The organism is Polaromonas sp. YR568 (assembly GCF_943372955.1).
GTDB lineage: Bacteria > Pseudomonadota > Gammaproteobacteria > Burkholderiales > Burkholderiaceae_C > Polaromonas.
In genome coordinates this window covers 823,209-847,821 of sequence record NZ_CALSAL010000002.1, presented here as the reverse complement: position 1 = coordinate 847,821, position 24,613 = coordinate 823,209, and the positions used below count along the sequence as shown (strand labels likewise).

The window sequence follows — 24,613 nt, the reverse complement described above, 5'->3', positions numbered from 1 at the left end:
GCGTACACTCCATCAGGTTAGTCGGCGCGTTGCCGGCTTGGGGTGCCTCGGCGAACGCTTTAGCAGTTTGGTTTAATGTCGCCCTGCAAGTTGTTCAATAACTCGGCGACAGGCCGCATTATATGAGTGTGCGGTCCGGGGTTCATCCGCTGTGGTGAATCCGCCTTCAACTTTTTCATGGTTTTCTTATTCCGTTTCTTTTCCAACTGGCCGCTGGCTGCGCTGCATGCGCTGGGCGGCGCCATGGGCTGGCTGGTGTGGGCGGCCAGCCCGCGCTATCGGGCCCAGTTTCGGGCCAATGTGGCGCAGGCGGGTTTGTCTTTTGACCAGGCCCGGCCGGCGATTGCCGAGGCGGGCCGCTTCATTGCCGAGCTGCCCAAGCTGTGGATGCGCCCGGCCACCGAGTCGTGCCTCGGCAACGTGCAGGTGTCCGGCCAGGCCCATGCGGATGCGGCCTTTGCTCAAGGGCGAGGGGTGATTTTTTTCGGCCCGCATTGCGGCAGCTTTGAAACCGGTCCCCAGGCCCTGGCCGAGCTGTATGGCCCCATCACGGCCATTTACCGGCCAGCCCGCAAGCCGTGGCTGGCGCGGCTGGAGCAGATGGCGCGCAACCGGGCCCGGCTTACGGTGGTGCCTGCCAGCCTGAGCGGAATTCGCCTGATGCACAAAGCCCTGAAGTCCAACGAAGCGGTGGCCCTGCTCACCGACCAGGTGCCGCCCGAGGGCTTGGGTGTGTGGGCGCCGTTTTTCGGCCGTCCGGCCTACACCATGACGCTGGCGGCGCGGCTGGCCCTGCAGTCTGGCGCCGTGATGCTGCCGGTCAGCTGCGAGCGCTTGCCCCGAGGTCGCGGCTACCGGCTGGAAATCTGGCCACCGGTCAAGATGCCGGAAGGCGCGGAGGATGTCAGCCTGCTCACGATGGTGACGCGCATCAACGAGGCGATCGAGGCCATCGTGCTGAGCCAGCCGGGCCAGTACCTGTGGGGCTATGCACGCTATAAGACGCCCCGCAAGGAAGCGGCCCCTACAGATGTGCGCCAGGAGGAATCCGCGTGACATCGGTTCGGCGGCTCCTTCATCGCGCAGTGACCCGCACTGGCATCGCCGGCATGCGTGTGCTGGCCATGCTGCCCTTGGCATGGACCCGTGCACTGGGCGCCTTGCTGGGCTGGGCTTTGTATGTCCTCGTGGGTTCGCGCCGGCGGGTGGTCACCACCAATTTGCAGCTCTGCTTCCCGGCGCTTTCGCCCGCTGAGCGTGGTGTGCTGGTCAAGCAGACTTTTGTCTACTTTGCGCAGGCCTGGCTGGACCGCGCCTGGCTGTGGCATGCGCCTGCTGATCGGGTTGCTCGGCAGGTGCGGCTCAAGGGGGCAGTTCATGAACTCGCCGGACATGCGCCGACAGTGATTTTTCTGCCGCATTTTTATGGGCTCGATGCGGCGTGGGTGGCGGTGGCCCTGAACAGCCCGCGGCCGTCGACGACCATCTACACCAACCAGTCCAACCAGATGGTGGACCGCTGGATTCTTCGCGGGCGCCAGCGCTTCGGCAATCTGCGCCTGTTTGGGCGCATCGACGGCGTCAAGCCCATCGTGACTGCGTTGCGGGACGGCCAGCCGCTGTACCTGCTGCCCGACATGGATTTCGGCCCGGACGATTCGCTGTTTGTGCCCTTCTACGGCGTGCCTGCGGCCACCGTCCCATCGCTGTCCCGCTTTGCGCGACTGGGCCGTGCCAAGGTGGTGCCCTTGCTGCCGCGGATGACGGCAGACGGCTATGAGATTGAGGTGCGACCAGCGCTGGAGAATTTCCCGACCGACGACGCCACGGCAGATGCCGCGCGGATGAACGCCTGCCTTGAGGAGTACATCAACACCATGCCGTCGCAGTACTACTGGGTGCACAAGCGCTTCAAGACGCGCCCTGAAGGTGAGCCCTCGCTTTATTAAGCTTTACCGGACGGGTTATGCCAGTCAGCGGCTGGTTTCCCAGGCCAGAAAATCCTGCAGATAAGCAGCCACTTGCTCGGGCTGCTCATGCACGATCCAGTGGGTGGCGTCGTCCACCCGGTGCAATGTCATGTCGGGCACGTAATCGTCCAGCCCCTCCAGCAGCGACGGCAGCAGGGCGTGGTCTTTCATGCCCCAGATCACCAGCGTCGGCACGCGTATGTCGAGCATCTCGCGCGGGATGTGGACGGCTGCTGCCCCCGGGTCGCCGGGGCGTGGCGGGCGCACGGGTGAAGCCCGGTAGTAATTCAGCGCGCCATGCAACCCCTGTTGCCACACGGCGCGGTACTGCGACTGCACCGGCCCGGTCAGCCAGCGATGCGGTCCGTCAGTGGCGCCCATGTTGTTGAACAGCGCCCACAGGCGTCTGAAATCGTCCTCGGCCAGCCGGTCTTCGGCGTCCGGGCGGATCAGGAAATTCATGTAGGCGCTGGCGGACTGCTGCTCGGCCGAATGTGTCAGTTCACGAACAAAAGTACCCGGGTGTGGCGAGTTGATGATGGCCAGCCGCCGCATCAGCGCCGGTTGTGCCGCCGCCAGGTTCCAGGCGACCGCGCCACCCCAGTCGTGAGCCACCAGACAAGCCAGTGGTTCGTTGTTGCACTCGATGGCGATCAGCGCCGCGATGTCCTGCATCAGGTGTTTGAGCCGGTAGTCCTTGACGTCTGCGGGCGCGCTGGAGTGCTCAAAGCCGCGCAGATTGGGCGCGACGCACCGGAAGCCGCCGTGCTCCGGCCTGGAAAAGTGGATCATCAGCGCGTCCCAGACAAAGGCCGCTTCCGGAAAACCATGCAGAAACATCAGTACCGGACGCCCCTTGTCGCCGCAGGTGCGGCATGACAGCGTGATGCCGTGGGGTAGCTCAACAAGGGCGGTTTCGACAGCGGTTTCGTTCATGGCGCGATGGTGGTGCACGCCAGCCCGGGTGGTCAGGCTCAGGCGCTGGGTTCGGTGGCGACTTTGGGGGCGTTTCCGGCAGGATGGGCCCAGTCCCACAGGTGTTGCGCGACTTCCTCCACCCCCTGGCGTTTCAGGGACGAGAAGAGTTTGACGTCTCCGCCGCCGGCCTGCAGTCGCACGATGGACAGCGCCTTGGCCGCTTCCGTCTTGTTGAGCTTGTCGGACTTGGTCAGCAGCACCAGAAACTTCAGGCCTTCCTCGACACGCGGCCGGATCACATCCAGCAGGATTTCGTCGAGTTCGGTCAGGCCAAGCCGTGGGTCGCACAGCAGCACCACTGCCTGGAGGTTGTCACGCGTTTGCAGGTAGTTGCCCATCACCTGCTGCCAGCGGTATTTGGCTTCCTTGGGCACGGCTGCGTAGCCGTAGCCGGGCAGGTCGGCGAGCACGGCATCCGTCACGCCCTGCTTGCCGAGGGAGAACAGGTTGATGCTTTGCGTGCGGCCGGGTGTTTTGGAGGCAAAAGCCAGACGGTGCTGCTGCGTCAGGGTGTTGATGCAGGTGGACTTGCCGGCGTTGGAGCGCCCCACAAAGGCAATTTCGGGCACATCCACACGCGGCAGGTGCTTGAGTTCGGGCGCGGTGGTCAGGAATTTGGCCGTATGCAGCCAGCCCATCGCGATTTTGGGGTCCGGCCGCTGCGCCGTGGGTGCGGCGGAGGCTTTGGATGGAGGGGCTGATGTCATGGTTGTGTATTCAGGGGCGTTGGCGGCCGGCTTGGCATGCGCCAGCGGCCCCGGAGAAGGTGCGTCACGCCCTTTACATATGCGGCAAATGCGGTTCGGCGGCTGTCGGCAAGTGGCCCAATACCCCAGTGGGTGATCAAGGCAAGGCCTGTGCGGGCGGTGCCGTGGTCAAGCCATTGTAAAATCAGAAGGTTCTGAGTTTTGTGCGCCAACCAATTAAATCCCCCGATATGAAGCTGTTCGTTACTTCTCTCCTGGCCGTTCTGCTGTCCGTGCCCGCCATGTCTTCGTTCGCAGCCGGTGAAGCCGCTGCCAAAGTGGCCAAGCCGGACCTCGTCAAAGGTGAGGCCAGCTTCACCGCTGTGTGCGCTGCCTGCCATGGCGCCGATGGCAATTCGGGCAGCCCGGCCAACCCCAAACTGGCCCAGCAGCACCCCGAGTACCTCGTCAAGCAGTTGCAGGAGTACAAGTCCGGCAAGCGCCAGAACGCCATCATGCAGGGCATGGCTGCTGCGCTGTCTGACGACGACATGAAAAACATCGCCTACTGGCTCGCCAGCAAGAAGGCCAAGCCCGGTTTTGCCAGCAACAAGGAACTGGTGGCTCTGGGTGAGCGCATTTACCGCGGTGGTATTGCCGACCGTCAGGTGGCTGCCTGCGCAGGTTGCCACAGCCCCTCAGGTGCCGGCATTCCGGCGCAGTACCCGCGTCTGGGTGGTCAGCATGCCGATTACACGGCAGCCCAGCTGACGTCTTTCCGTGACGGTGTGCGCAAAAACAGCATTCAGATGAGCCAGGTCGCCGCCAAGCTGAACGACCGCGAGATCAAGGCCCTGGCCGACTACATCGCCGGTTTGCGCTGATCGTCCTTTTTCCGGACACGGGCCCGTGAGGCCATTGGGACAATCAGTGCTTTTGCATTGAACCCCGGCCCGAAAAAACAATCACATCCAGGCGGGTCTTTCTGATGAAAGCCCGCCTTTTGTGTTTCTGATGGCGACCCTCCCCGGCGCTGCCTGTGATCACCCTTCGTTTTCCCGGCTTTTCTGAATTCGCCCTGCATGTACCGAACGCCTGACCTGCCGCTGACCGCCCAACGACCATGACTGTTTCCACCCAAGGATTGACTCTGAACCGCGGCTCCCGCAGCCTGCAGGCTGCGGTGGAACTGTTGTCGTCGATGCGGTTTTCGATCTCGCTGCTCACGGTGATCTGCATTGCCTCGGTGATCGGCACCGTGCTCAAGCAGGGGGAGCCGCTGAACAACTACGTCAACCAGTTCGGTCCCTTCTGGGCGCAGACCTTCAGCCTGCTCAGCCTGAACACCGTCTACAGCGCCTGGTGGTTTTTGCTCATCCTGGCCTTTCTGGTCATCTCCACCTCTTTGTGTATTGCCCGCAATACACCCAAGATCCTGGCGGATTTGAACCAGCTGAAGGAAAACGTCCGCGAACAAAGCCTGAAGGCATTTGGCCATCGCGCCGAAGCCGCCCTGGCTGAAGCGCCCGACGTTGCCGCCCACCGCATTGGTCAAACCCTGGTGCAAAGCGGCTGGAAGGTGAAGCTGCAGCACCGTCAACCGGAGGGACCTGACGCGGCTGGTGGCTGGATGGTGGCGGCCAAAAAGGGCTCGGCCAACAAGCTGGGCTACATCGCCGCGCACAGCGCCATTGTGCTGATCTGCATTGGCGGCTTGCTCGATGGCGACATGATCGTGCGCGCGCAGATGTGGCTGGGTGGCAAGAGCATCTACAGCGGTGGCGGGCTGATCGCAGAGGTTCCGGCCGAGCACCGGCTCAGCGCCAGCAACCCGACCTTCCGTGCGAATCTGCTGGTGTCGGAGGGCACGCAATCAGGCACCGCCATCCTCAACCAGCCCGGTGGTGTGCTGTTGCAGGAACTGCCGTTCAATATCGAGCTGAAAAAGTTCATCGTCGAGTACTACTCCACCGGCATGCCCAAGCTGTTCGCCAGCGACATCGTGATTCACGACAAGTCCACCGGCGAAGCCACCGAGGCGCGTGTGGAGGTCAACCATCCGGCCCGCTACAAGGGCATCGAGATTTACCAGTCCAGCTTTGATGACGGCGGATCCAGCGTGACGCTGCAGGCTTTCCCCATGGCGGCGGCCAGCAAGCCGTTCGAGATCCAGGGCACCATCGGCGGCTCCAGCAGCCTGATCAACGGCGAAGGCCCGAACGCAGAAAAACTGACACTCGAATACACCGGCCTGCGCGTCATCAACGTGGAGAACTTTGGCGCAGACCCTGGCACTGCGGGCTCGGGTGCAGATGTGCGCAAGGTCGACCTGCGACAGGCCATCGACAGCCGCCTGGGCGCAGCCAACAAGACCGTGACGCAAAAGGAGCTGCGCAACGTCGGCCCAAGCGTGAGCTACAAGCTGCGCGATGCAGCCGGCCAGGCGCGCGAGTTCAACAACTACATGCTGCCGGTCAAGCTCGACGCCTTGCCCGACAGCCCGTCCGTGTTCCTGCTCGGTGCGCGGGAAAAGCCGTCGGACCCGTTCCAGTACCTGCGCATCCCGGCAGACGCGGAGGGCAGCATGCAGACCTTCCTGATGGTGCGTGCGGCGCTGGCTGACCCGGTACTGCGCGAGCGCGCTGTGCGCCGCTACGCCAGCCAGGCGGTGGGCGCCGACCGCCCGGAGCTGGCCCAGCAACTGATCGAATCCGCCTCGCGCGCGCTTGCCCTGTTCGCTGGCAGCGGCGAAGGCGCGCCGGGTGGCAAGGCCCCTGCAGCCGGTCTGCAGGCGATTGCCGATTTCATGGAAGTCAATGTGCCCGAAGCCGAGCGTGAGCGCGCCGGCGAGGTGTTGATCCGTATCCTCAACGGTGTGCTGTTTGACCTGACGCAGATGACGCGCCAGCAGGCGGGCCTCAAGCCGTTGACTCAGGACGAGCCCACACGCGGCTTCATGTCGCAGCTGGTGCTGGCTCTGTCTGACGCCTACCTTTACCCGGCGCCCATGGCGTTTCAGCTGAAGGACTTCACGCAGGTGCAGGCCAGCGTGTTCCAGGTTGCCCGTGCGCCCGGACGGAACATCGTTTACCTTGGCTGCGCCTTGCTGATCATCGGCATTTTTGCCATGCTGTATGTGCGTGAACGGCGCATCTGGGTCTGGCTGTCCCCCTTGTCTCCTTTCGCTTCTGCAGAGCAGGCGGGAAGCAGCGCCACGATGGCCCTGTCCACCAACCGGAAGACAATGGACGGTGACAAGGAATTTGATCTTTTGAAAGCGAAACTGTTGCAGGCCTCCGCATGAACACAACCACGATCGCCAAGCCCCCTACCAACACCAAGATGACCCACACCACCACCACGCTGAGCGCTGGCGGTGACACCACCCTGAGCCTGGAAGCGGGCTACTTTTCGAGGCGCAACGCACTCGACTGGGTGTTCGCCGTGCTGGTGACGGCGGGTTGCCTTTACGCCTTGTTCCGCTACAGCGCCCACATGGATGTCTACGAGAAAGGCATCCTGATCGGCACCATTCCTTCCGTGATCGCCATGGGCTGGTTCTGGCGCCCGCTCCAGGCGCTGACGGTGCTGGTGGCGGCGTTCTCCCTGATGGGCATTGGCGCCTATCAGGGTGATCTGGCGCGGGCCGAGCAGGTGTTCTGGCTCAAGTACTTCCTTTCCAGCCAGTCGGCCATCCTCTGGATGAGCGTGCTCTTTTTCATGAGCACGATTTTTTACTGGCTGGGCATGTTTGCGCCTGCGGGCAAGTCGGATGAAGGCTCTGCGCGCGGCGGAACCATGGAGCTGCTGGGTTCGCGCATTGCGTGGGTGGCCATCGGTATGGCGCTGATCGGCACCATGGTGCGCTGGTACGAAAGCTACCTGATGGGCCCGGATATCGGGCACATTCCGGTGAGCAATCTGTACGAAGTCTTCGTGCTGTTTTGCTGGATGACAGCGGCTTTTTATCTTTATTTCGAAGCGCAGTACAAGACCCGCGCCATGGGCGCTTTCGTGATGCTGGTGGTCAGTGCGGCCGTGGGCTTTCTGCTCTGGTACACCGTGGTGCGTGAAGCGCATGAAATCCAGCCGCTGGTGCCTGCGCTCAAAAGCTGGTGGATGAAGCTGCATGTACCGGCCAATTTCGTCGGCTACGGCATGTTTGCGCTGGCTGCCATGGTGTCGCTGGCCTACCTGATCAAGCAACAGGCGACCGAAACCCGCTGGTACCGCCTCACGCCCCTGTGGTTGCTGGGCGTGGTGCTGTGTTTCGTTCCCATCGTGTTCCGAAAATCCCCGGCGGAAGCCGCAGCGGGGAGCAGCAACTACTGGGCCGTTTATCTGCTGGTGTCCGGCCTGATCACGGCAGGCCTTCTGCTGGGGCGCAAACGCATCGCAGACCGCCTGCCCAGCTTTGAGGTGCTCGACGACGTGATGTACAAGTCGATCGCGGTCGGCTTTGCGTTCTTCACCATTGCCACGGTGCTGGGCGCGCTGTGGGCGGCCGAGGCCTGGGGTGGCTACTGGAGCTGGGACCCGAAAGAAACCTGGGCCCTGATCGTGTGGCTCAACTACGCGGCCTGGCTGCACATGCGCCTGATGAAAGGCCTGCGCGGCACGGTCGCTGCATGGTGGGCATTGGTCGGATTGGCTGTGACCACGTTTGCGTTCCTGGGAGTGAACATGTTCCTGTCAGGGCTTCACAGTTACGGTACCCTGTAGGCAGTCTGGCGTTCGTCGGGTGCGTCTCGCCCGTCCTGTTTTCCGGATGGGCGCGTGATGACCACTGAATCCCTGTAAGAAGCGACTGCGTATTCAGACTAACCCTCAACACCAGGACTTCCCATGATCATCAAGACTTTTTCCAACGGCTTCGACCACCGCGTTCCCAGCGAAATCACGTCGCAGCAGGTTTACCAGAATCGGCGCGAGCTGATGAAACTGATGGCCACCGGTGCCGCAGGCGCGGCGCTGGCAGGCTGGGCAGGGCGCGAGGCGCTGGCACAGGGCGTGCAGAAGCCCGGCAAGCTGGCCGCCTTGCCCGGTGCGAAGTCGTCCGTCGTCGGCGCGGTGACGATGGAGAAAGTCACCGACTACAAAGATGTGACGAGCTACAACAACTTCTATGAGTTCGGCACCGACAAGGCCGACCCTGCGAAGAATGCACACACCCTGGTCACCAAGCCCTGGTCCGTGGCGATTGAGGGGCTGGTCAAGCAGCCCAGGAGCTACACGCTGGAAGACCTGATCAAGCTCGCCCCGCAGGAAGAGCGCATTTACCGCCTTCGCTGCGTGGAAGGCTGGTCCATGGTCATTCCATGGGTGGGTTACTCGATGTCTGAACTGATCAAGAAGGTCGAGCCACTGGGCAGCGCCAAGTATGTGGAGTTCGTGACGCTCGCGGATCCAAAGACCATGCCCTTCGTGGGCTCGCGTGTGCTGGAGTGGCCGTACGTGGAGGCCCTGCGCCTTGACGAAGCCATGAATCCGCTGGCCATGCTCGCTTTCGGCATGTACGGGGAAGTGCTGCCCAACCAGAGCGGCGCGCCGGTGCGCATGGTGCTGCCTTGGAAGTACGGTTTCAAGAGCGGCAAGAGCATCGTCAAGATCCGCTTCACAGACAAGGAGCCACGCACCGCATGGAACAAGGCGGCGCCGCAGGAGTACGGTTTCTATTCGAATGTGAACCCGCTGGTTGACCATCCGCGCTGGAGCCAGGCCACCGAGCGGCGTATCGGCGAAGACGGCCTGTTCGCCAAAAAGCGCAAGACGCTGATGTTCAACGGCTACGAGGCCCAGGTCGGCCAGCTGTACGCGGGCATGGACCTCAAGAAGTTCTTCTGATGGCCAGCTTGTCAGCGGGCCGCCAGAAGGCGCTGCTGCATCCGGTGGCCAAGCCGCTGTTGTTTCTGGTCTGTCTGCTGCCGTTTGCCTGGCTGGTCTACAGCGCGGCGACCAACGGGCTGGGGGCCAACCCGGCTGAAGCGCTGATCCGCCAGACAGGCGACTGGACGCTGCGTTTCCTCTGTCTTGTTCTGGCCGTGACGCCCTTGCGGGTGATCACTGGCACTCCGGCGCTGGCCCGGTTTCGCCGCATGCTGGGGCTGTTCGTCTATTTCTATGTGGTGATTCACCTGCTGAGCTACAGCTGGTTTGACATGGGCTTTGACATTCCCGAGATCGTCAAGGACATCGTCAAGCGCCCCTTCATCCTGGTTGGCTTCGCCGCCTTTGTGCTGCTGACCCCGCTGGCAGCCACTTCATTCAACGCGGCCATCAAGGCCATGACTGCCAAGCATTGGCAGCGGCTTCACAAGCTGGTGTACCTGATTGCCGGGCTTGGGGTGCTGCATTTTTTCTGGATGCGCGCTGGCAAGAATGACTTTGCCGAAGTGTTCATCTATGCGCTCATCATTGCCGCCTTGCTCGGCTGGCGGTTTCAGCAGTTTCTCAAGAAGAAAAAACTGCAGCCCGCTGTGGGCGGGCACACCGGGCTTTCACGGTGATCAACGGCCGATGAGGTGCTCACCGCGCATCTGGTCAGTGGCGGTTTCGCGTTCCCGGATCAGGTGAACCTGGTCACCGTCCACCAGCACCTCGGCCGCCCGGCCCCGGGTGTTGTAGTTGCTGGCCATGCTCATGCAGTAAGCACCTGCAGACATCACTGCTAGCAAATCGCCTGCCGCCACGCGCAGGTTGCGGTCACGACCAATCCAGTCGCCGCTCTCGCAGACCGGGCCGACCACGTCGTAACGTGCTTCAGTCGCTGACGGCTTGGCCGGTTGCAGTGGCACGATGGCATGAAAGGCCTGGTACATCGCCGGTCGTGGCAGGTCGTTCATTGCGGCATTGACGATGCAGAAATTCTTGTGCTCGCCTGGCTTCACGTACAGCACCTCGGTCAGGCAGACACCGGCGTTGCCTACCAGCGAGCGACCGGGCTCGATCATCAATTTCTTGTGGCCGTAGCCACGGGCATCGATACGCGCCAGCAACTGCGCCCACAGCGCATCGGCCTGCGGTGGTGTGTCGTTGTTGTAGTTGATACCCAGTCCGCCACCGAAGTCGATGTGCTCCAGCACCATGCCGGCGGCTTCAATACTGTCGACCAGATCAAGCACCCGGTCCATGGCGTCCAGATAAGGCGTGGTGTCGGTGATCTGCGAGCCGATGTGGCAGTCGATGCCGACCACCTTCAGGCCGGCCAGCGACGCCGCGTGCCGGTAAATGCGCAGCGTGTCTTCGTGGGCCACGCCAAATTTGTTGTCCTTGAGCCCGGTGGAAATATAGGGATGCGTCTTCGGGTCGACGTTCGGGTTGACGCGAATGCTCACCGGTGCGCGCAGGCCCATCGTGAGGGCGACTTCCGACAGCACGTCCAGTTCGGCCTCGCTCTCCACATTGAAGCAGCCGATGCCGGCGCTCAGGGCCTGACGCATTTCGGCAGGTGTCTTGCCGACCCCGGAGAAGATGACCTTGTCTGCCTGCCCGCCAGCGGCCAGCACCCGTGCCAGCTCGCCACCGGAGACGATGTCAAAGCCGCAGCCCGCCTGTGCAAACACCTGCAGCACGCCGAGCGAGGAGTTGGCCTTCATGGCGTAGCAGATCTGTGCGTTGCGCCCTGCAAAGCCGCGCTGGTAGGCCGCCAGCGCCGTCAGCATGGCGGCCTTGGAGTAGACAAATAGCGGTGTGGCGAACTGCTGCGCCAGCGCGGGCAGGGAGACGCCCTCGGCAAACAGGACATCGTCGCGGTAGCTGAAATGCGGGTGGCCGGGGAGGAGGGCGTGGGTCATGGGTGCAGTCGAAAAGGAAGAGCGTTCAGACAGGATGTTAGTGAGGCGGGTAACGGCACGCCATGCTGTTTTTGTGGAAATCAGGCCGTTTCTCTTGTGTTTGAGAGGCTCGACCAAGGGGTTTGCCTTGACTGTGCCGGGTTGCCGAAGGGCTCGAGGCCCTCAATGCTCAACGCGCCGCCGATGCCGCCGGTGCGGCGCTCGGTGCAGGCAGGCTGGCGGCGGCGGGTGCCTTGGGTGGCGTTGGTAGAAACAAGGGCCCCTTCTGGCCGCAGCCCGCAAGGGCCAGGGCTCCGACCACAAAGGCAGCAAGGCCATGGCGGCGAGTCTGCAATCGCAGCAGGCCTAAAATTTGCGCAGAGAACAGCATCACAGGATTGTAATGACGGACCTTGAATACCAGGACCTCGCGGAATCGGCACTGCAGGCGATAGAAATATCCTGTGACCGGATCAACGATGAGACGACAGCTGATGTCGACAACCAGCGCACCGGCGGCATGATCACGCTCACGTTCTCGAACCGCAGCCAGATCATCATCAACCTGCAGAAACCGCTGCAGGAAATCTGGATGGCGGCCAAGGCGGGCGGCTTTCACTACCAGTTCAAGGGCGGGCAGTGGGCAGACACGAAGGACGGCAGTGAGTTGTTCGCGGCCCTGTCACGCTATGCCTCGGCGCAGGCCGGGCAGCCGCTGGTTTTTTCGCCGGCGGTTCCCCAAGGTCAGCCGCTGCGCTGAACGTACCGCGGGGCGTTCAGCGCAGGCGTCCCCGCCTACCCGGGCCCAATCCTCAATTCTTGAAGAGGTCCAGGATGCGCTTGCGCTCGTCCGACGGCGGCAGCACCTGAATCGGTGTACCTGGCGCAGCGGGTGCGCCCGGTGCGGCCGCTGCCGGGTCCTGCATGCCCACCGCACTGACGCCAGACCCTCTGGCGTATTCGCTGTAGTACCACTCGCCGCCTGAGTTGACGACGCCTTCCGGCGCCGGGTATTCAGCCACGGGAACGCCCTTGAGTGCGTACTCCATGAAGTTGATCCAGATGGGCAGGCTCAGGCCGCCGCCGGTTTCCCGGTCGCCCAGTTTCTTCGGTGTGTCGTAGCCCATCCAGACCGCCGCTGTGAGGGTGGGCTGAAAGCCGACAAACCAGGTGTCGATGGAGTCGTTGGTGGTGCCGGTCTTGCCGAACAGGTCGGGGCGCTTGAGGGTGGATTGCGCCCGTGCCGCGGTGCCAGAGCGGGCCACTTCCTGCAGCAGGCTGTCCATGATGAAGGCGTTGCGTGCATCAATCACCCGGGCCGAGTCGTCCAGCACCGGCGGTTTGGTTTCGAGCACCACCTTGCCCCGCTGGTCGGTGATGCGGGTGATCAGATAAGGATTGACGCGGTAACCGCCGTTGGCGAACACGGAATAGGCGGTTGCCATCTGCATGGGCGTGACCGAGCCGGCGCCCAAGGCCATCGTGAGGTAGGCCGGATGCTTTTCAGCTTCGAAGCCAAAGCGGGTGATCCAGTCCTGAGCGTAGGGTGCCCCGACCGCCTGCAACACGCGAATGGACACCATGTTCTTGGACTTTTTCAGGCCGGTACGCAGGCTCATTGGGCCTTCGAACTGCCCGTCGTAGTTCTTGGGCTCCCAAGGTTGCCCACCGGTCACACCGGCGTCGAAGAACAGGGGTGCGTCGTTGACGACGGTAGCTGGCGTGAAACCTTTCTCCAGCGCGGCAGAGTAAATGAAGGGCTTGAAACTGGAGCCCGGCTGGCGCCATGCCTGCGTGACGTGGTTGAACTTGTTTTTCTCGAAGTCAAAACCGCCGACCAGCGCGCGGATCGAGCCGTCGCGCGGATCGAGCGCGACAAAGGCGCCTTCCACTTCCGGCAGCTGGGTGATCTCCCAGGTGTTCTTGGGCGTCTGAACCACGCGGATCAGCGCGCCACGCCGGATCTTGATGTTGGGGCCGGCCTTGTCCGCCAGGCCTGACTGAGCCGGTTTGAGCCCTTCGCCGGTGATCTCCACCGTCTCGCCGTTCTGGCGCATGGCCAGAATCCGTTTTGGGTTGGCCTCCAGCACCACCGCAGACCGGACGTCGCCGTTGTCTGGGTTCTCCGTCAATGCGTCGTCGATGGCGTCGTCGGTTTCCTGCGGGTTGGACGGCAGGTCGATGAATTTCTCGGGGCCGCGGTAAATCTGCCGGCGCTCGTAATCCATGATGCCTTTGCGCAGTGCTTTGTAGGCGACCGTCTGGTCGGTCGAGCGCAGTGTGGTGTAGACGTTGAGGCCACGGGTGTAAGTCTCGTCGCCGTACTGGTTGTAGACCAGCTGGCGCACGGTCTCGGCCACGTACTCGGCATGCACGCGCCCGGCGTCTGGCCCGCTTTTGACCTTCAGCTCTTCGTCTTTGGCCGCCTTGGCCTGCTCGGCGGTGATGAAACCGTTTTCTTCCATCCGGTCGATGATGTAGAGCTGGCGCGAGCGTGCCCGTTTGGGGTTGATGATGGGGTTGTAGGCCGAAGGCGCCTTGGGCAGGCCAGCCAGCATGGCCGCCTCGGCGACCGAGATGTTTTTGAGCGGCTTGCCGAAGTAAGCCTCGGAGGCGGCAGCAAAGCCGTAGGCCCGGTTTCCCAGAAAAATCTGGTTCATGTAGATCTCGAGGATCTGATCTTTTGTAAGCAGATGTTCCAGCTTGAAGGTCAGAAGAATCTCGTAGATCTTGCGGGTGTAGGTTTTCTCTGCAGACAGGTACACGTTACGCGCCACCTGCATGGTGATGGTCGACGCGCCTTGCCTTTTGGCCTGCCCCACATTGGCCAGGCCCGCACGGATCACGCCCAGATAGTCCACCCCGCCATGGGAGAAAAAGCGTGCGTCCTCAATCGCCAGGACGGCGTCTTTCATCACCTTGGGAATCTCCTGGATCGGCGTGAGGCTGCGTCGTTCTTCGCCGAATTCACCAATGATCACCCCATCGGCCGAGTACACGCGAAGGGGCAGCTTGGGACGGTAGTCCAGCAGGTCAGAGATGTCCGGCAGGTTGGGGTAGGCGACCGACAGGGCAATCGCCACAAACAGCACGATGCCCAGTGCGCCAGCCAGCGCGACGCCAGTGGTCCAGAGCACGCCCTTGAGCAGCCACAGCTTCCAGCCGCCGAGGCTGGAGCCCTTGCTTGCCGGACGGTTGTGGGCGTCGGCAGGGTCGGATGGGGATGAGTTTTGGGGCATGTAGGCAATCGTAGGGCAGTGCCGATTATAAAAATGCTGGTAGCCGTACCGTCTGCGGCGCGATCCAGTAAAACCTCACACTTTCACGTTACGCAGCCCGAAGCGCCTGAATACGTATGGCTGATGTAGGCCCAGACCGTCGGCTTTTGGCAACGCTATGGATGCGTGAAAACGGAAAAATCGTTATCGTACAAGGGGCTTACTGCTACTATTGAAGTGATTTCTTAAGTATGCGAGGCTACATGTTAGCCGTCATTTGGGGACTATCTTGATCTCTTTGGGATCGTTATTCAAACGCCAGGACCCTGCGCTGCTGGGGCTGGACATCAGCTCGTCCAGCGTCAAGCTGGTGGAGTTGAGCCGCGACAAGGCGGGCAATCTGGTGCTTGAGCGCTGCGCGATCGAGCCGCTCGAGCGCGGATGGATCACCGATGGCAACGTGGAGAAATTCGACGAGGTGGCCGACGCGGTCCGCCGCCTGGTCAAAAAGAGCGGCACACGCACAAAAAACGTGGCGATGGCGCTGCCCGCCTCTGCGGTCATCACCAAGAAAATCATTCTTCCTGGCGGTCTCACCGACGACGAGCTCGAACTGCAGGTCGAGTCCGAGGCCAACCAGTACATCCCCTTCTCACTGGACGAAGTCAGCCTTGACTTCTGCGTTGTGGGGCCCAGCGCCAACTCCGCTGGCGACGTGGAGGTGCTGATCGCAGCCTCCCGCAAGGAAAAGGTTCAGGACCGCGAAGGTCTGGCCGAAGCTGCCGGACTCAAGCCGGTGGTGGTGGATGTGGAGTCGTACGCCTCCCGCCTCGCGACCGCCCGTCTGATTGAGAACCTGCCCAACAAGGGCGTGGACACCATGGTTGCGCTGTTTGAAGTGGGCGCGCTCACCACCAGCATGCAGGTCATCAAGAACGACGATGTGCTGTACGAGCGCGATCAGGCTTTCGGTGGTGCACAGCTCACGCAACTCATCGTGCGGCAGTACGGTTTTTCGCCCGAAGAGGCCGAAAGCAAGAAACGCAGTGGCGATCTGCCTGAAGACTACGAGTCCGGCGTGCTCAAGCCCTTTGTGGAAAGCATGGCCCAGGAAATCGGCCGCGCCCTGCAGTTTTTCTTCACCAGCACGCCGCACAACAAGGTGGACTACGTGATGCTGGCTGGCGGCTCGTCGGCCTTGCCGGGTCTCACGGATGCGGTGACGCAGCAAACCTCCTTCGCCTGCGTACTGGTCAATCCCTTTGAAGGCATGGAGTTTGGTGATGGTGTCCGGGAGAAGAAGATGCGGCGCGAAGCCTCTTCCTACCTGACATCGTGTGGCCTGGCGTTGCGGAGGTTCCTGCAGTGATTCTTGTCAACCTGCTCCCCCACCGCGAGGCGGCACGCAAGCGTCGGCGCGAGGCGTTCTTTGCCAGCTTGGGTGCTGCAGCCGTTCTGGGTGGCCTGATCAGCATGGGGGTGTACTCGTGGTATCTGGCCCAGATCGAGGAGCAGACCGCGAAGAACAATTTCCTGAGGACAGAGATCACACGTCTGGACAACCAGATCAAGGATATTGCCACGCTTCAGGCAGAGATTGCCGCCCTTCGCGCCCGGCAGAACGCGGTGGAGGACCTCCAGGGCAACCGCAACATGCCGGTTTACCTGCTGGCCGAACTTGTGAAGCAACTGCCCGATGGTGTGTACATCAACTCCATGAAGCAGGAGAACCAGTTGGTGCGGATCACGGGTGTAGCCCAATCGAACGAGCGTGTGTCTGAACTGCTTCGCAATCTGGCCAACAACAGCCCGTGGCTGACCAAGCCCGAGCTGGTGGAGATCACGGCAGGTACTGTCTCGCTGAGTCAGCGCGACCTGCGCCGCGTGTCGAATTTTTCCATGCGGGTCGGCGTCAAGCGGGCCAGCGATGCCAAGCCCGCCGCCGGTGCGGCATCTGCTCCGAAGACGGCAGCCCCTGCGCCTGCCGCAGCCAAAACCTGACGCCGTCTGACTGACCCATCATGGCAAAAACCCCGAAACTATCCATCGATCTGAGTGGACTGCAGGAAAAGCTGAAAGGCCAGTTCACGGGCCTCAATCCCAACGACCCGCCCTCCTGGCCGGCCGTTCCCCGTTATCTGCTGTGCGTGGCGGTAACGGTTCTGGTGGTTGTCGCTCTGTGGTTCGTGTGGCTCAGCGCGTCAGACGAAGAGCTGAATGCCGAGATTGCCCGCGAGGTTCAGCTCAAGGAAGACTACAAGAAAAAGCTGGTTCAGGCGGTCAATCTCGACGCGCTCAAGAAGCAGCGTGAGCAGGTTCAACAGTACGTGACGCAGCTTGAGAAACAGCTGCCCAGCAAGGCAGAGATGGATGCGCTCCTCTCGGACATCAACCAGGCTGGAATCGGGCGCAGTCTGCAGTTCGAGCTGTTCCGTCCAGGCCAGGTGAGCGTGCGGGAGTATTACGCCGAACTGCCAATTGCTGTGCGGGTCTCGGGCCGGTACCACGACATCGGTGCCTTTGCGGCCGATATCGCCAATCTGTCACGCATCGTCACCTTGAACAACATGAGCCTGGCGCCTGCCAAGGACGGTACCTTGGTGCTCGACACTACCGCCAAGACTTTCCGGTATCTGGACAACGACGAAGTGGAGTTGCAGCGCAAGGCCGCGCCCAAGGGGGCGAAGAAATGATGATCAACCGATGCCTGGCGGCTTTTGGCGCATTGCTGGCTGCAATGCTGATGGGCGGCTGCACGTCGTCCGAGCAGCAGGAACTTCAGCAGTGGATGGCAGAGCAGCGTAACGCCACCAAGCCCAAGGTGGACCCAATACCTGAGCCGACCAAGTTTTCCCCGCGCGCTTACACCGAGGAGGGTTCCATAGAGCCCTTCAGCAGCCAGAAGCTGACACAGGCCCTGAAGCGCGATTCGAAGCAGGAAACGGCCAATGCTGCCCTGATTGCCCCCGAACTGAGCCGCCGCAAGGAGCCTCTGGAGGCCATGCCACTTGATGCCGTGGTAATGGTGGGCAGCCTCATCAAGGCCGGGCAACCGGTGGCGCTGGTGCGGGTGGACAACCTGATTTACCAGGTGCGGGTGGGCAACTACCTCGGACAGAATTTCGGCCGTGTGACCAAGGTCACTGAGACAAGCCTTTCGCTGCGTGAGATTGTGCAGGATGCTGCCGGCGAGTGGATAGAGCGAACAGCAGCGTTACAGCTTACAGAGGGATCCAAATGAAACAACCAACAGCGATCATCATGAGGCTTGCGGTGGGGAAAGTTGTCCAGCGGTCGCTGGGCATGGCGATGGTTTGTTCCCTCTTTGGGGTATTTCTCCTGGCTGCATCTCCTGTGCTGCAGGCGCAGACCACCAACTCTATTCAAGGCGTCACCGGATCGGTCCAGGGCGGTGTGGAGATCATCCGCATCGACATGGCTGAGCCGCTGGCTGCCGTTCCTGCAGGCTTCAGCATCCAGGCGCCAGCCCGTATTGCACTGGACTTCCCGGGCATCAGCAACGCCATGGGGCGTTCAACCGTTGATCTCAATGTGGGCAACCTTCGCTCCGCCAACGTCGTGCAGGCGGGTGACCGCAGCCGCGTGGTGCTGAATCTCAAGGCACCAACTGCGTACAAGGCCGAGGTTCAAGGTAAGGTGCTACTCATCACCCTGGAGCCGGTCGCAGTCGCTGCGCCTTCGGCTGTGGCCCCTCCTGCTTTCGCGGAGAACCGCAACCGCGACGTTCTTCTTCTCAGGGACATTGACTTCCGTCGTGGCCAGGACAGCTCGGGCCGGGTGATTGTCGATCTGGCCAACAACCAGGTCGGAGTGGATATTCGTCAGCAGGGCCAGACGCTGGTCGTTGAATTTCTCAAGAGCTCCCTGCCAGAGGGGTTGCGTCGGCGGCTGGATGTGGCTGATTTCGGCACACCGATCCAGACGGTCACAACATTCCAGTCAGGTGACCGGGTGCGCATGGTGGTGGAGCCCAAGGGGGATTGGGAGCACAGCGCCTACCAGAGTGATAACCAGTTCGTGCTGGAAGTTCGCCAGCAGAAGATTGATCCGAACAAGCTGACCCAGGGCGCGGGCTACAACGGTGAAAAACTGTCCCTGAATTTCCAGAATATCGAGATCCGCTCGTTGCTGCAGGTGATTGCCGATTTCACCAACTTCAATATCGTGACCTCAGACACAGTGACGGGCGCGGTGACCTTGCGGCTCAAGGACGTCCCGTGGGATCAGGCGCTGGACATCATTCTGCAGGCCAAAGGCCTCGGCATGCGCAAAACCGGAAACGTACTGGTAATTGCCCCCAAGGACGAACTGGCGGCCAAGGACAAACTGGATCTGGAGTCGCGCAATGCGATCCAGAATCTGGAGCAGGTTCGCACCCAGGACTTCAAGCTCAACTACGCCAAGGCGGCAGACATTGCATCCGGACTGGTCGGCTCCGGTGGCCCCGGCGCGACTCGAATACTGTCGCCACGCGGCAGCGTGATCTCCGAGGTGCGAACCAATCAGTTGTTCGTCACCGATATTCCCTCCAAGCTTGAGCAGGTTCAAAGCCTGATCGCCAAGCTGGACATCCCCGTTCGGCAGGTGCTGATCGAGGCGCGTATCGTGGAAGCGGCAGACTCGTTTGGCAAGTCCCTGGGCGTCAGGCTGGGCGGGCGACCGTTCTCCTTGAACAACGGACGAAACGCCAGTTTCGGTGCGACCTACATCAATCCGCCGACGACACCCGCTGCACCGGTTCTGGGTTCCAACTTTGGAACGACCACAGGAGACTTCCTTCGCTTGCCAGCCAATGGCCAGAATGGTTTCTCGGCGGCCAGTTTTGCGATTTCTCTTTTCACATCAGATGTGACCCGGCTGTTGAATCTTGAGATATCCGCCATGGAGGCAGACGGAAAGGGCAAGATTGTGTCCAGCCCCCGAATCGTCACTGCAGACCAGGTCAAGGCGCTCATTGAGCAGGGTACCGAGCTGCCTTATCAGATCGCCACTTCCAGTGGTGCAACGTCCCTCGCATTCCGCAAGGCAAATCTGAAGCTGGAGGTCACTCCGCAGATCACGCCGGAAGGGAACATCATCCTGAATGTTGATATCAACAAGGACAGCGTGGGGCGCTCGACACTGAACGGTTTTGCGATCGATACCAAACACATTCAGACTCAGGTGCTTGTCGATAACGGCGGCACAGTCGTCATCGGCGGCATCTTCGAGCAAAACGACCGGGAGGACGAGACCAAGGTTCCGTTTCTGGGCGACCTGCCGGGTGTCGGCAATCTGTTCAAGACCCGAACCCGTACGGCGACCAAATCCGAACTGCTGGTTTTCCTGAGCCCGAAAATGCTGACCAGTGGTGCTTCCTTGCGCTGAAACACGGATCGCTTCTCCGATTTGCGGCTGTTTCGATATCCCTGACGATATTGCATGAAAATGCAGGGGCACTGCAGTCGCGTTGGCTGCAGCCTGGAGAGCATTGGACGTGGAAGCAAATTCGGTGAAGATTTCCTGCATCGGCCTGCCTGGTTCGGGAAAATCCACGATCGGCAGGCAGCTGTCGCGGCGCTTGGGTGTCCGCTTTCTTGATTCCGACCAGGTCATAGAGCAGCGTGCGGGTTGCTCGGTGCGCGAGCTTTTCGAACGGGAAGGCGAAAGCGCATTCCGGCAGATGGAACGGCAGGTCATTGACGAGCTGACCCAGCAGGCGTGTGGTGTCATTTCCACCGGCGGCGGCGCGGTTCTGGACCCTGACAACCGCGAACACCTGCGAAGCCGCACCCGCGTGATTTACCTCCACTCGGCACCGGAAGAGGTATACCGGCGTCTCAAGCATGACCACAGCCGGCCCCTGCTGCAGGTCGCCGATCCGCTTGCCAAGCTGCGTGATCTGTACGCGGCGAGGGACACCCTGTACCGCGAAACCGCCCATTTCGTCATCGAGACGGGCCGTCCATCCATCGCCACGCTGGTGAACATGATCCTGATGCAACTGGAACTCGCCGGCATGGCGCCGGCGGCCTGAGTTCTGCGGCGTGGGTAGGCGCGCGCTGCGCCGCAGCGTTTTACACTCGGATGATGCAAGCCAATTCCCAGTCGTCGATGGCGCGGGTCGACATCGACCTCGCTGATCGCAGTTATCCCATCCTGATCGGTTCCGGCCTGCTCGGACAGGCCGCCACTTACGGCGACTTGCCGCGCGCCGATTCTGCTCTCATCGTGTCGAACACCACCGTCGCCCCCTTGTATGCGGCGCAGCTGACAGACGCCCTGCAAGCCCGTTACCGCCGGGTGTTTCTGGTGACATTGCCGGACGGCGAGGAACACAAAGACTGGGCGACGCTGCAGCGCGTGTTTGATGCCTTGCTGGAGCCGGGTTGTGATCGCAAAACCGTTTTGTTTGCCCTGGGCGGTGGCGTGGTCGGTGACATGACCGGTTTTGCTGCGGCCAGCTATATGCGCGGTGTGCCGTTTGTTCAGATACCCACCACCTTGCTGGCCCAAGTGGATTCCTCGGTGGGTGGCAAGACCGCCATCAACCACCCGCTTGGCAAGAACATGATCGGTGCGTTTTACCAGCCACTGCAGGTGGTTTGCGACCTCGATGTGTTGCAGACACTGCCGTCCCGCGAGATCAGTGCCGGCCTGGCAGAGGTCATCAAGTACGGGCCGATTGCCGACATGGCCTTCCTCGACTGGATTGAGGCCAACCTTGATGCGTTGTTGAATCGCGAGCCCGGGCCCATGGCGCATGCGATCCAGCGCAGCTGTGAAATCAAGGCCTGGGTGGTCAGCCAGGACGAGCGGGAGTCTGGCATCCGCGCCGTCCTGAACTTTGGCCACACCTTCGGTCACTCCATCGAATCAGGTCTGGGTTATGGCGAATGGCTTCATGGCGAGGGCGTGGGGTGCGGCATGGTGATGGCGGCCGAGCTTTCGGCACGCCTGGGGCTGGTCGATGATGCGTTCGTCCAGCGCCTCAGGCGCTTGATCTCCCGTGCCGGTTTGCCAGTGAAGGCCCCCAAACTGTCTGACAAGGACAACGCCGGCCGTTACCTCGAACTGATGCGGGTGGACAAAAAGTCCGAGGCCGGGGAAATCCGGTTTGTCCTGATCGATCAGCCCGGCCATGCCGTGATCCGTCCGGCATCGGATGCGGTGGTGCGTGAGGTGATTGATGCGTGCTGCGCCTGATGGCTGTTGATCGGTCTGTGCAGGGACCTTCCGGTGGGCCGTTCGTGCTGGCCGCGATCTGGGCGGGGTTTTTCGGCCCCAGGTTGGGGTAGTCCATGGTTCTGGCCCCCTATGCCTGCCATCCCGAAGCCTCCCGCGGGCGTCGGTTTCCCGAGCCAGTCGCCCCGACCCGATCAGACTTTCAGCGCGACCGCGACCGCATCGTTCATTCCACCGCGTTCAGGCGGCTGGTCTACAAGACCCAGGTCTTTCTCAACCATGAGGGCGATCTGTTCCGCACGCGTCTCACGCATTCGCTGGAGGTTGCACAGCTCGGGCGCTCCATTGCGCGGACGCTGAAGCTCAATGAAGATCTTGTGGAGGCGATTGCGCTGGCGCATGACCTCGGGCACACGCCCTTCGGCCATGCCGGGCAGGACGCCTTGAACGATTGCCTGCGGAAGCACAATCCCGAAAGCGCAGGCTTCGAGCACAACCTGCAGAGCCTGCGGGTGGTGGACTTTCTCGAGGAGCGGTATCCCGAACACGACGGCCTGAACCTCACCTTCGAGACGCGGGAGGGCATTCTCAAGCATTGCTCCGCGCGCAATGCCCGGCACATCGAGGCGCGCGAGCCGGGCGGTGTGGCCCATCGCTTTATCGCTGAGCCGCGCGGCCAGCCCAGCCTGGAAGCACAACTTGCCAACCTGGCCGACGAAATTGCCTACAACGCCCACGACATCGACGATGGGGTTCGCTCCGGGCTGTTGCGCCTGGAACAACTGGAAGAGGTCGAACTTTTCAGCCAGTACTGCCGGGAGGCGCAGCTCGCACATCCGCGTCTGGCCGGGCGGCGACTGCTTTTCGAGGCCATCCGGCGCATGCTGAGCGCGCAGGTGTACAACGTGATTGACGCGACCTGGCAGGCAATCCGCTCAGCGGGGCCTTCGGATGCCGATGCCGTGCGGCAATGCCCGCCGCTGGTCTGCTTCGCCGACGAGATGACGCGTCAATCTGCGGCCTTGAAGCGTTTTCTGCTCGCCAATCTGTATCGCCACCCCAAGGTGGTGCAAACAACGGTGGCAGCCCAACAGGTGGTGAGGGATTTATTCGAAGCCTACATGAGCGATCCGGCACAAATGCCACAAGCCCATCTCGATCGGTTTGATGGGGCTGAATCGCCGTATCGGCCGGGTGCGAAACCCGAGCGGGTGGTGGCCGATTACATCGCCGGCATGACCGACCGCTTTGCCACCCGTGAGCATGAGCGCCTGAAGGGGCAGACGGTTTTTGCATCGGTTTGAGGCAGCGCCTCATCGGCGTAGCGCGCCGTAAAAAAATCCCAATCTGTTGGCTGGATTGAATCGAACGGGCGGAGAGGTTTGGCGCATGGAGGTCCTGGGTTGGCGCCGGTTACACCGAATAGGCATGACCATATGACGGGTATGCATCCGGAACGCTGGCGCTTTGAATCGGCGCGTATTAAGCTCATGACGAATACGTTTTGTAACATTCAACAGGCGATACAGGCATCAAATCTGCTTGGTTGCCGGACAGCTTTGAAGGTGTTCCCATGAGTATCAATCGACGTCAACTGGTGGTGGGTGGAATGTTCGGCAGTGCGATGGTGGCGAGTCCCGCCGTCATGGCGCAGGCCGCCAAGGGGGGCGCCCGCAAGCTGGTGCTGGGACAGTCGGTTCCGCTGACGGGTGCGGCTGACCAGATCGGTCTGGCCTATCTGAACGGCGCCAAGATGTACTTTGATGCCATCAACGCCAAGAACGGTGCCGGTGGCTACAAGATCGAAGTCAAGGCGCTGGACGACGGCTACAACCCGGCCAAGGCCGCGGCGAACGCCAAGCAGTTGATGGACGACGGCGTGGACGCGCTGTTCGGCTTCACCGGCACCGCCAGCTGCGACGCAGCCTACGCGGTAGCCAAAGCCTCGGGTACCCTGTTTTTTGCGCCGTTTGCAGCATCGGACACGTTGCACGAACCCGGTTTGTCAAACGTTTTTCATGTTCGTCCCGCGCTTGCTGATGAGGCCTACAAGGTGGTCCGCCACTGCGCAACCCTCAACCAGGACCGGATCGCGGTTTTCGCCGAAGATGACGCCATGGGCCGTGCCGGTGTGGCCGCCATCAACCAGGCGCTGGTGGATCTCAAGCGCCCGCCGATTGTGGCCAGTGCGCTGTCGCCCGTGAACAGCGACAAGGTGGAGCCGGCAGTGGCGGCGCTGATGAAGGCCCAGCCTCAGGCCATCATTCAGGTCAGCCTGTTCAACTCGTCTGCGGCTTTCATCCGCAAGATGCGCCGTGCCGGCTACGGCGGACAGTTCCTGAATTTTTCCGTGGTCGGTATCGATCCGCTGTTCAGTGCACTGGGTAAGGAAATTGGCGGGATTGTGATTTCCCAGGTGGTGCCATCACCCCGCAGCACCGGCACGCCGATCATCCGTGAATACCTCGAAGTGCTGAACCAGACCGACCAGACGCCGAGCTACGAAAGTGTCGAAGGCTACATCGCCGCCAAGACCTTTGCCGAAGGCGTGCGGCGCAGCTCGGCCGGAAGCGGTAAGCCCGACCGCGCTGGCCTGCAAAAGGTGTTTGAGTCAATGACCGATTACGACATCGGCGGCTTCCGCGTGAACCTGCGCCCCAAGAAATACGAATCGGTGCGCGTGATCGATCTGGTCACCATCACCGCCGACGGCAAAGTCGTCCGGTAAACGGGCCCGCGCGGCATGGGCTGCGCGGGTATCGTGGTTCGGCAGGTGCAGCCGGGCAGCGGGCTGCCAGCTGCCG

Annotated in this window: 22 protein-coding genes; 17 read left to right on the top strand and 5 right to left on the bottom strand. The window is 61.8% G+C overall.

Annotation, left to right across the window (positions count from 1 at the left end; all coding sequences use genetic code 11):
• Positions 1-177: 177 nt before the first annotated feature.
• Both AAG793_RS09975 and AAG793_RS09970 read left to right on the top strand, forming a co-directional pair.
• Positions 178-1,056, top strand: coding sequence for a lysophospholipid acyltransferase family protein (locus AAG793_RS09975; RefSeq protein ID WP_341907438.1), 879 nt, complete (start codon positions 178-180; stop codon positions 1,054-1,056).
• The gene (locus AAG793_RS09970) at positions 1,053-1,949 is read left to right on the top strand and encodes a lipid A biosynthesis acyltransferase (RefSeq protein ID WP_341907435.1); all 897 of its coding nucleotides are present in this window, start codon (positions 1,053-1,055) and stop codon (positions 1,947-1,949) included. Before AAG793_RS09975 ends, AAG793_RS09970 begins: the two co-directional genes overlap by 4 nt.
• Before the next feature lie 24 nt (positions 1,950-1,973).
• Here AAG793_RS09970 and AAG793_RS09965 read toward each other — a convergent pair whose 3' ends face one another.
• Positions 1,974-2,906, bottom strand: a complete 933-nt coding sequence (locus AAG793_RS09965; protein ID WP_341907432.1) for an alpha/beta fold hydrolase — start codon at positions 2,904-2,906, stop codon at positions 1,974-1,976.
• A 38-nt stretch (positions 2,907-2,944) separates the two neighbouring features.
• Positions 2,945-3,655, bottom strand: a complete 711-nt coding sequence (gene yihA, locus AAG793_RS09960) for a ribosome biogenesis GTP-binding protein YihA/YsxC (protein WP_341907429.1) — start codon at positions 3,653-3,655, stop codon at positions 2,945-2,947.
• 230 nt (positions 3,656-3,885) lie between these two features.
• Here yihA and AAG793_RS09955 point away from each other — a divergent pair, with 230 nt between their 5' ends.
• The 5 genes from AAG793_RS09955 (at position 3,886) to AAG793_RS09935 (ending at position 10,140) form a co-directional block, all read left to right on the top strand.
• Positions 3,886-4,518, top strand: coding sequence for a c-type cytochrome (locus AAG793_RS09955; RefSeq protein ID WP_341907426.1), 633 nt, complete (start codon positions 3,886-3,888; stop codon positions 4,516-4,518).
• A 239-nt stretch (positions 4,519-4,757) separates the two neighbouring features.
• The gene (locus AAG793_RS09950) at positions 4,758-6,938 is read left to right on the top strand and encodes a cytochrome c biogenesis protein ResB (protein WP_341907422.1); all 2,181 of its coding nucleotides are present in this window, start codon (positions 4,758-4,760) and stop codon (positions 6,936-6,938) included.
• Positions 6,939-6,976: 38 nt separating this feature from the next.
• On the top strand, positions 6,977-8,356 hold the full coding sequence (gene ccsB / locus AAG793_RS09945; protein ID WP_341907707.1) for a c-type cytochrome biogenesis protein CcsB: 1,380 nt from the start codon (positions 6,977-6,979) through the stop codon (positions 8,354-8,356).
• 123 nt (positions 8,357-8,479) lie between these two features.
• Positions 8,480-9,478: a protein-methionine-sulfoxide reductase catalytic subunit MsrP gene (gene msrP / locus AAG793_RS09940; RefSeq protein WP_341907419.1), complete on the top strand. Its 999-nt coding sequence runs from the start codon at positions 8,480-8,482 to the stop codon at positions 9,476-9,478.
• Positions 9,478-10,140: a protein-methionine-sulfoxide reductase heme-binding subunit MsrQ gene (locus tag AAG793_RS09935; protein WP_341907416.1), complete on the top strand. Its 663-nt coding sequence runs from the start codon at positions 9,478-9,480 to the stop codon at positions 10,138-10,140. The genes msrP and AAG793_RS09935 overlap by 1 nt, the downstream gene beginning before the upstream one ends.
• Here the strand turns inward: AAG793_RS09935 and lysA are convergent, their stop codons facing one another.
• A complete protein-coding gene (lysA, locus tag AAG793_RS09930; RefSeq protein ID WP_341907413.1) occupies positions 10,141-11,427 on the bottom strand; it encodes a diaminopimelate decarboxylase in 1,287 nt (428 codons plus the stop codon).
• 169 nt (positions 11,428-11,596) lie between these two features.
• Complete coding sequence (locus AAG793_RS09925; RefSeq protein ID WP_341907410.1) at positions 11,597-11,797, bottom strand: lipoprotein; 201 nt, start codon at positions 11,795-11,797, stop codon at positions 11,597-11,599.
• 12 nt (positions 11,798-11,809) lie between these two features.
• On the opposite strand from AAG793_RS09925, the gene cyaY reads away from it, so the two are divergent.
• Positions 11,810-12,166, top strand: a complete 357-nt coding sequence (gene cyaY / locus AAG793_RS09920) for an iron donor protein CyaY (RefSeq protein ID WP_341907407.1) — start codon at positions 11,810-11,812, stop codon at positions 12,164-12,166.
• 52 nt (positions 12,167-12,218) lie between these two features.
• Here cyaY and AAG793_RS09915 read toward each other — a convergent pair whose 3' ends face one another.
• Positions 12,219-14,645, bottom strand: a complete 2,427-nt coding sequence (locus AAG793_RS09915) for a penicillin-binding protein 1A (RefSeq protein WP_341907404.1) — start codon at positions 14,643-14,645, stop codon at positions 12,219-12,221.
• A gap of 268 nt (positions 14,646-14,913) precedes the next feature.
• On the opposite strand from AAG793_RS09915, the gene AAG793_RS09910 reads away from it, so the two are divergent.
• The 9 genes from AAG793_RS09910 (at position 14,914) to AAG793_RS09870 (ending at position 24,537) form a co-directional block, all read left to right on the top strand.
• Positions 14,914-15,993, top strand: a complete 1,080-nt coding sequence (locus AAG793_RS09910; protein WP_341907401.1) for a pilus assembly protein PilM — start codon at positions 14,914-14,916, stop codon at positions 15,991-15,993.
• Complete coding sequence (locus AAG793_RS09905) at positions 15,990-16,625, top strand: PilN domain-containing protein (RefSeq protein ID WP_341907399.1); 636 nt, start codon at positions 15,990-15,992, stop codon at positions 16,623-16,625. Before AAG793_RS09910 ends, AAG793_RS09905 begins: the two co-directional genes overlap by 4 nt.
• 20 nt (positions 16,626-16,645) lie before the next feature.
• On the top strand, positions 16,646-17,317 hold the full coding sequence (locus AAG793_RS09900) for a type 4a pilus biogenesis protein PilO (protein ID WP_341907396.1): 672 nt from the start codon (positions 16,646-16,648) through the stop codon (positions 17,315-17,317).
• Positions 17,317-17,865, top strand: a complete 549-nt coding sequence (locus AAG793_RS09895) for a pilus assembly protein PilP (protein WP_341907393.1) — start codon at positions 17,317-17,319, stop codon at positions 17,863-17,865. Before AAG793_RS09900 ends, AAG793_RS09895 begins: the two co-directional genes overlap by 1 nt.
• Before the next feature lie 62 nt (positions 17,866-17,927).
• Positions 17,928-20,012 carry a type IV pilus secretin PilQ gene (locus AAG793_RS09890; protein ID WP_341907704.1) on the top strand — a complete coding sequence of 695 codons (2,085 nt, stop codon included), beginning with the start codon at positions 17,928-17,930 and terminating at the stop codon, positions 20,010-20,012.
• 124 nt (positions 20,013-20,136) lie between these two features.
• The gene (locus AAG793_RS09885) at positions 20,137-20,661 is read left to right on the top strand and encodes a shikimate kinase (RefSeq protein WP_341907701.1); all 525 of its coding nucleotides are present in this window, start codon (positions 20,137-20,139) and stop codon (positions 20,659-20,661) included.
• A 50-nt stretch (positions 20,662-20,711) separates the two neighbouring features.
• Positions 20,712-21,830, top strand: a complete 1,119-nt coding sequence (aroB, locus tag AAG793_RS09880) for a 3-dehydroquinate synthase (protein ID WP_341907391.1) — start codon at positions 20,712-20,714, stop codon at positions 21,828-21,830.
• 95 nt (positions 21,831-21,925) lie between these two features.
• Positions 21,926-23,113 carry a deoxyguanosinetriphosphate triphosphohydrolase gene (locus AAG793_RS09875; RefSeq protein ID WP_341907388.1) on the top strand — a complete coding sequence of 396 codons (1,188 nt, stop codon included), beginning with the start codon at positions 21,926-21,928 and terminating at the stop codon, positions 23,111-23,113.
• Between the two features lie 269 nt (positions 23,114-23,382).
• Positions 23,383-24,537, top strand: a complete 1,155-nt coding sequence (locus tag AAG793_RS09870) for an ABC transporter substrate-binding protein (protein ID WP_341907386.1) — start codon at positions 23,383-23,385, stop codon at positions 24,535-24,537.
• The last annotated feature ends 76 nt before the right edge of the window (positions 24,538-24,613 follow it).

Excerpts from the sequence above, each read along its gene's own strand:
- AAG793_RS09975 (WP_341907438.1), top strand. The coding sequence starts at position 178 with ATGGTTTTCTTATTCCGTTTCTTTTCCAACTGGCCGCTGGCTGCGCTG.
- AAG793_RS09965 (WP_341907432.1), bottom strand. The coding sequence starts at position 2,906 with ATGAACGAAACCGCTGTCGAAACCGCCCTTGTTGAGCTACCCCACGGC.
- yihA (WP_341907429.1), bottom strand. The coding sequence starts at position 3,655 with ATGACATCAGCCCCTCCATCCAAAGCCTCCGCCGCACCCACGGCGCAG.
- AAG793_RS09955 (WP_341907426.1), top strand. The coding sequence starts at position 3,886 with ATGAAGCTGTTCGTTACTTCTCTCCTGGCCGTTCTGCTGTCCGTGCCC.
- AAG793_RS09950 (WP_341907422.1), top strand. The coding sequence starts at position 4,758 with ATGACTGTTTCCACCCAAGGATTGACTCTGAACCGCGGCTCCCGCAGC.
- ccsB (WP_341907707.1), top strand. The coding sequence starts at position 6,977 with ATGACCCACACCACCACCACGCTGAGCGCTGGCGGTGACACCACCCTG.
- msrP (WP_341907419.1), top strand. The coding sequence starts at position 8,480 with ATGATCATCAAGACTTTTTCCAACGGCTTCGACCACCGCGTTCCCAGC.
- AAG793_RS09935 (WP_341907416.1), top strand. The coding sequence starts at position 9,478 with ATGGCCAGCTTGTCAGCGGGCCGCCAGAAGGCGCTGCTGCATCCGGTG.
- lysA (WP_341907413.1), bottom strand. The coding sequence starts at position 11,427 with ATGACCCACGCCCTCCTCCCCGGCCACCCGCATTTCAGCTACCGCGAC.
- AAG793_RS09925 (WP_341907410.1), bottom strand. The coding sequence starts at position 11,797 with ATGCTGTTCTCTGCGCAAATTTTAGGCCTGCTGCGATTGCAGACTCGC.
- cyaY (WP_341907407.1), top strand. The coding sequence starts at position 11,810 with ATGACGGACCTTGAATACCAGGACCTCGCGGAATCGGCACTGCAGGCG.
- AAG793_RS09915 (WP_341907404.1), bottom strand. The coding sequence starts at position 14,645 with ATGCCCCAAAACTCATCCCCATCCGACCCTGCCGACGCCCACAACCGT.
- AAG793_RS09900 (WP_341907396.1), top strand. The coding sequence starts at position 16,646 with ATGGCAAAAACCCCGAAACTATCCATCGATCTGAGTGGACTGCAGGAA.
- AAG793_RS09895 (WP_341907393.1), top strand. The coding sequence starts at position 17,317 with ATGATCAACCGATGCCTGGCGGCTTTTGGCGCATTGCTGGCTGCAATG.
- AAG793_RS09890 (WP_341907704.1), top strand. The coding sequence starts at position 17,928 with ATGGCGATGGTTTGTTCCCTCTTTGGGGTATTTCTCCTGGCTGCATCT.
- aroB (WP_341907391.1), top strand. The coding sequence starts at position 20,712 with ATGATGCAAGCCAATTCCCAGTCGTCGATGGCGCGGGTCGACATCGAC.
- AAG793_RS09875 (WP_341907388.1), top strand. The coding sequence starts at position 21,926 with ATGGTTCTGGCCCCCTATGCCTGCCATCCCGAAGCCTCCCGCGGGCGT.
- AAG793_RS09870 (WP_341907386.1), top strand. The coding sequence starts at position 23,383 with ATGAGTATCAATCGACGTCAACTGGTGGTGGGTGGAATGTTCGGCAGT.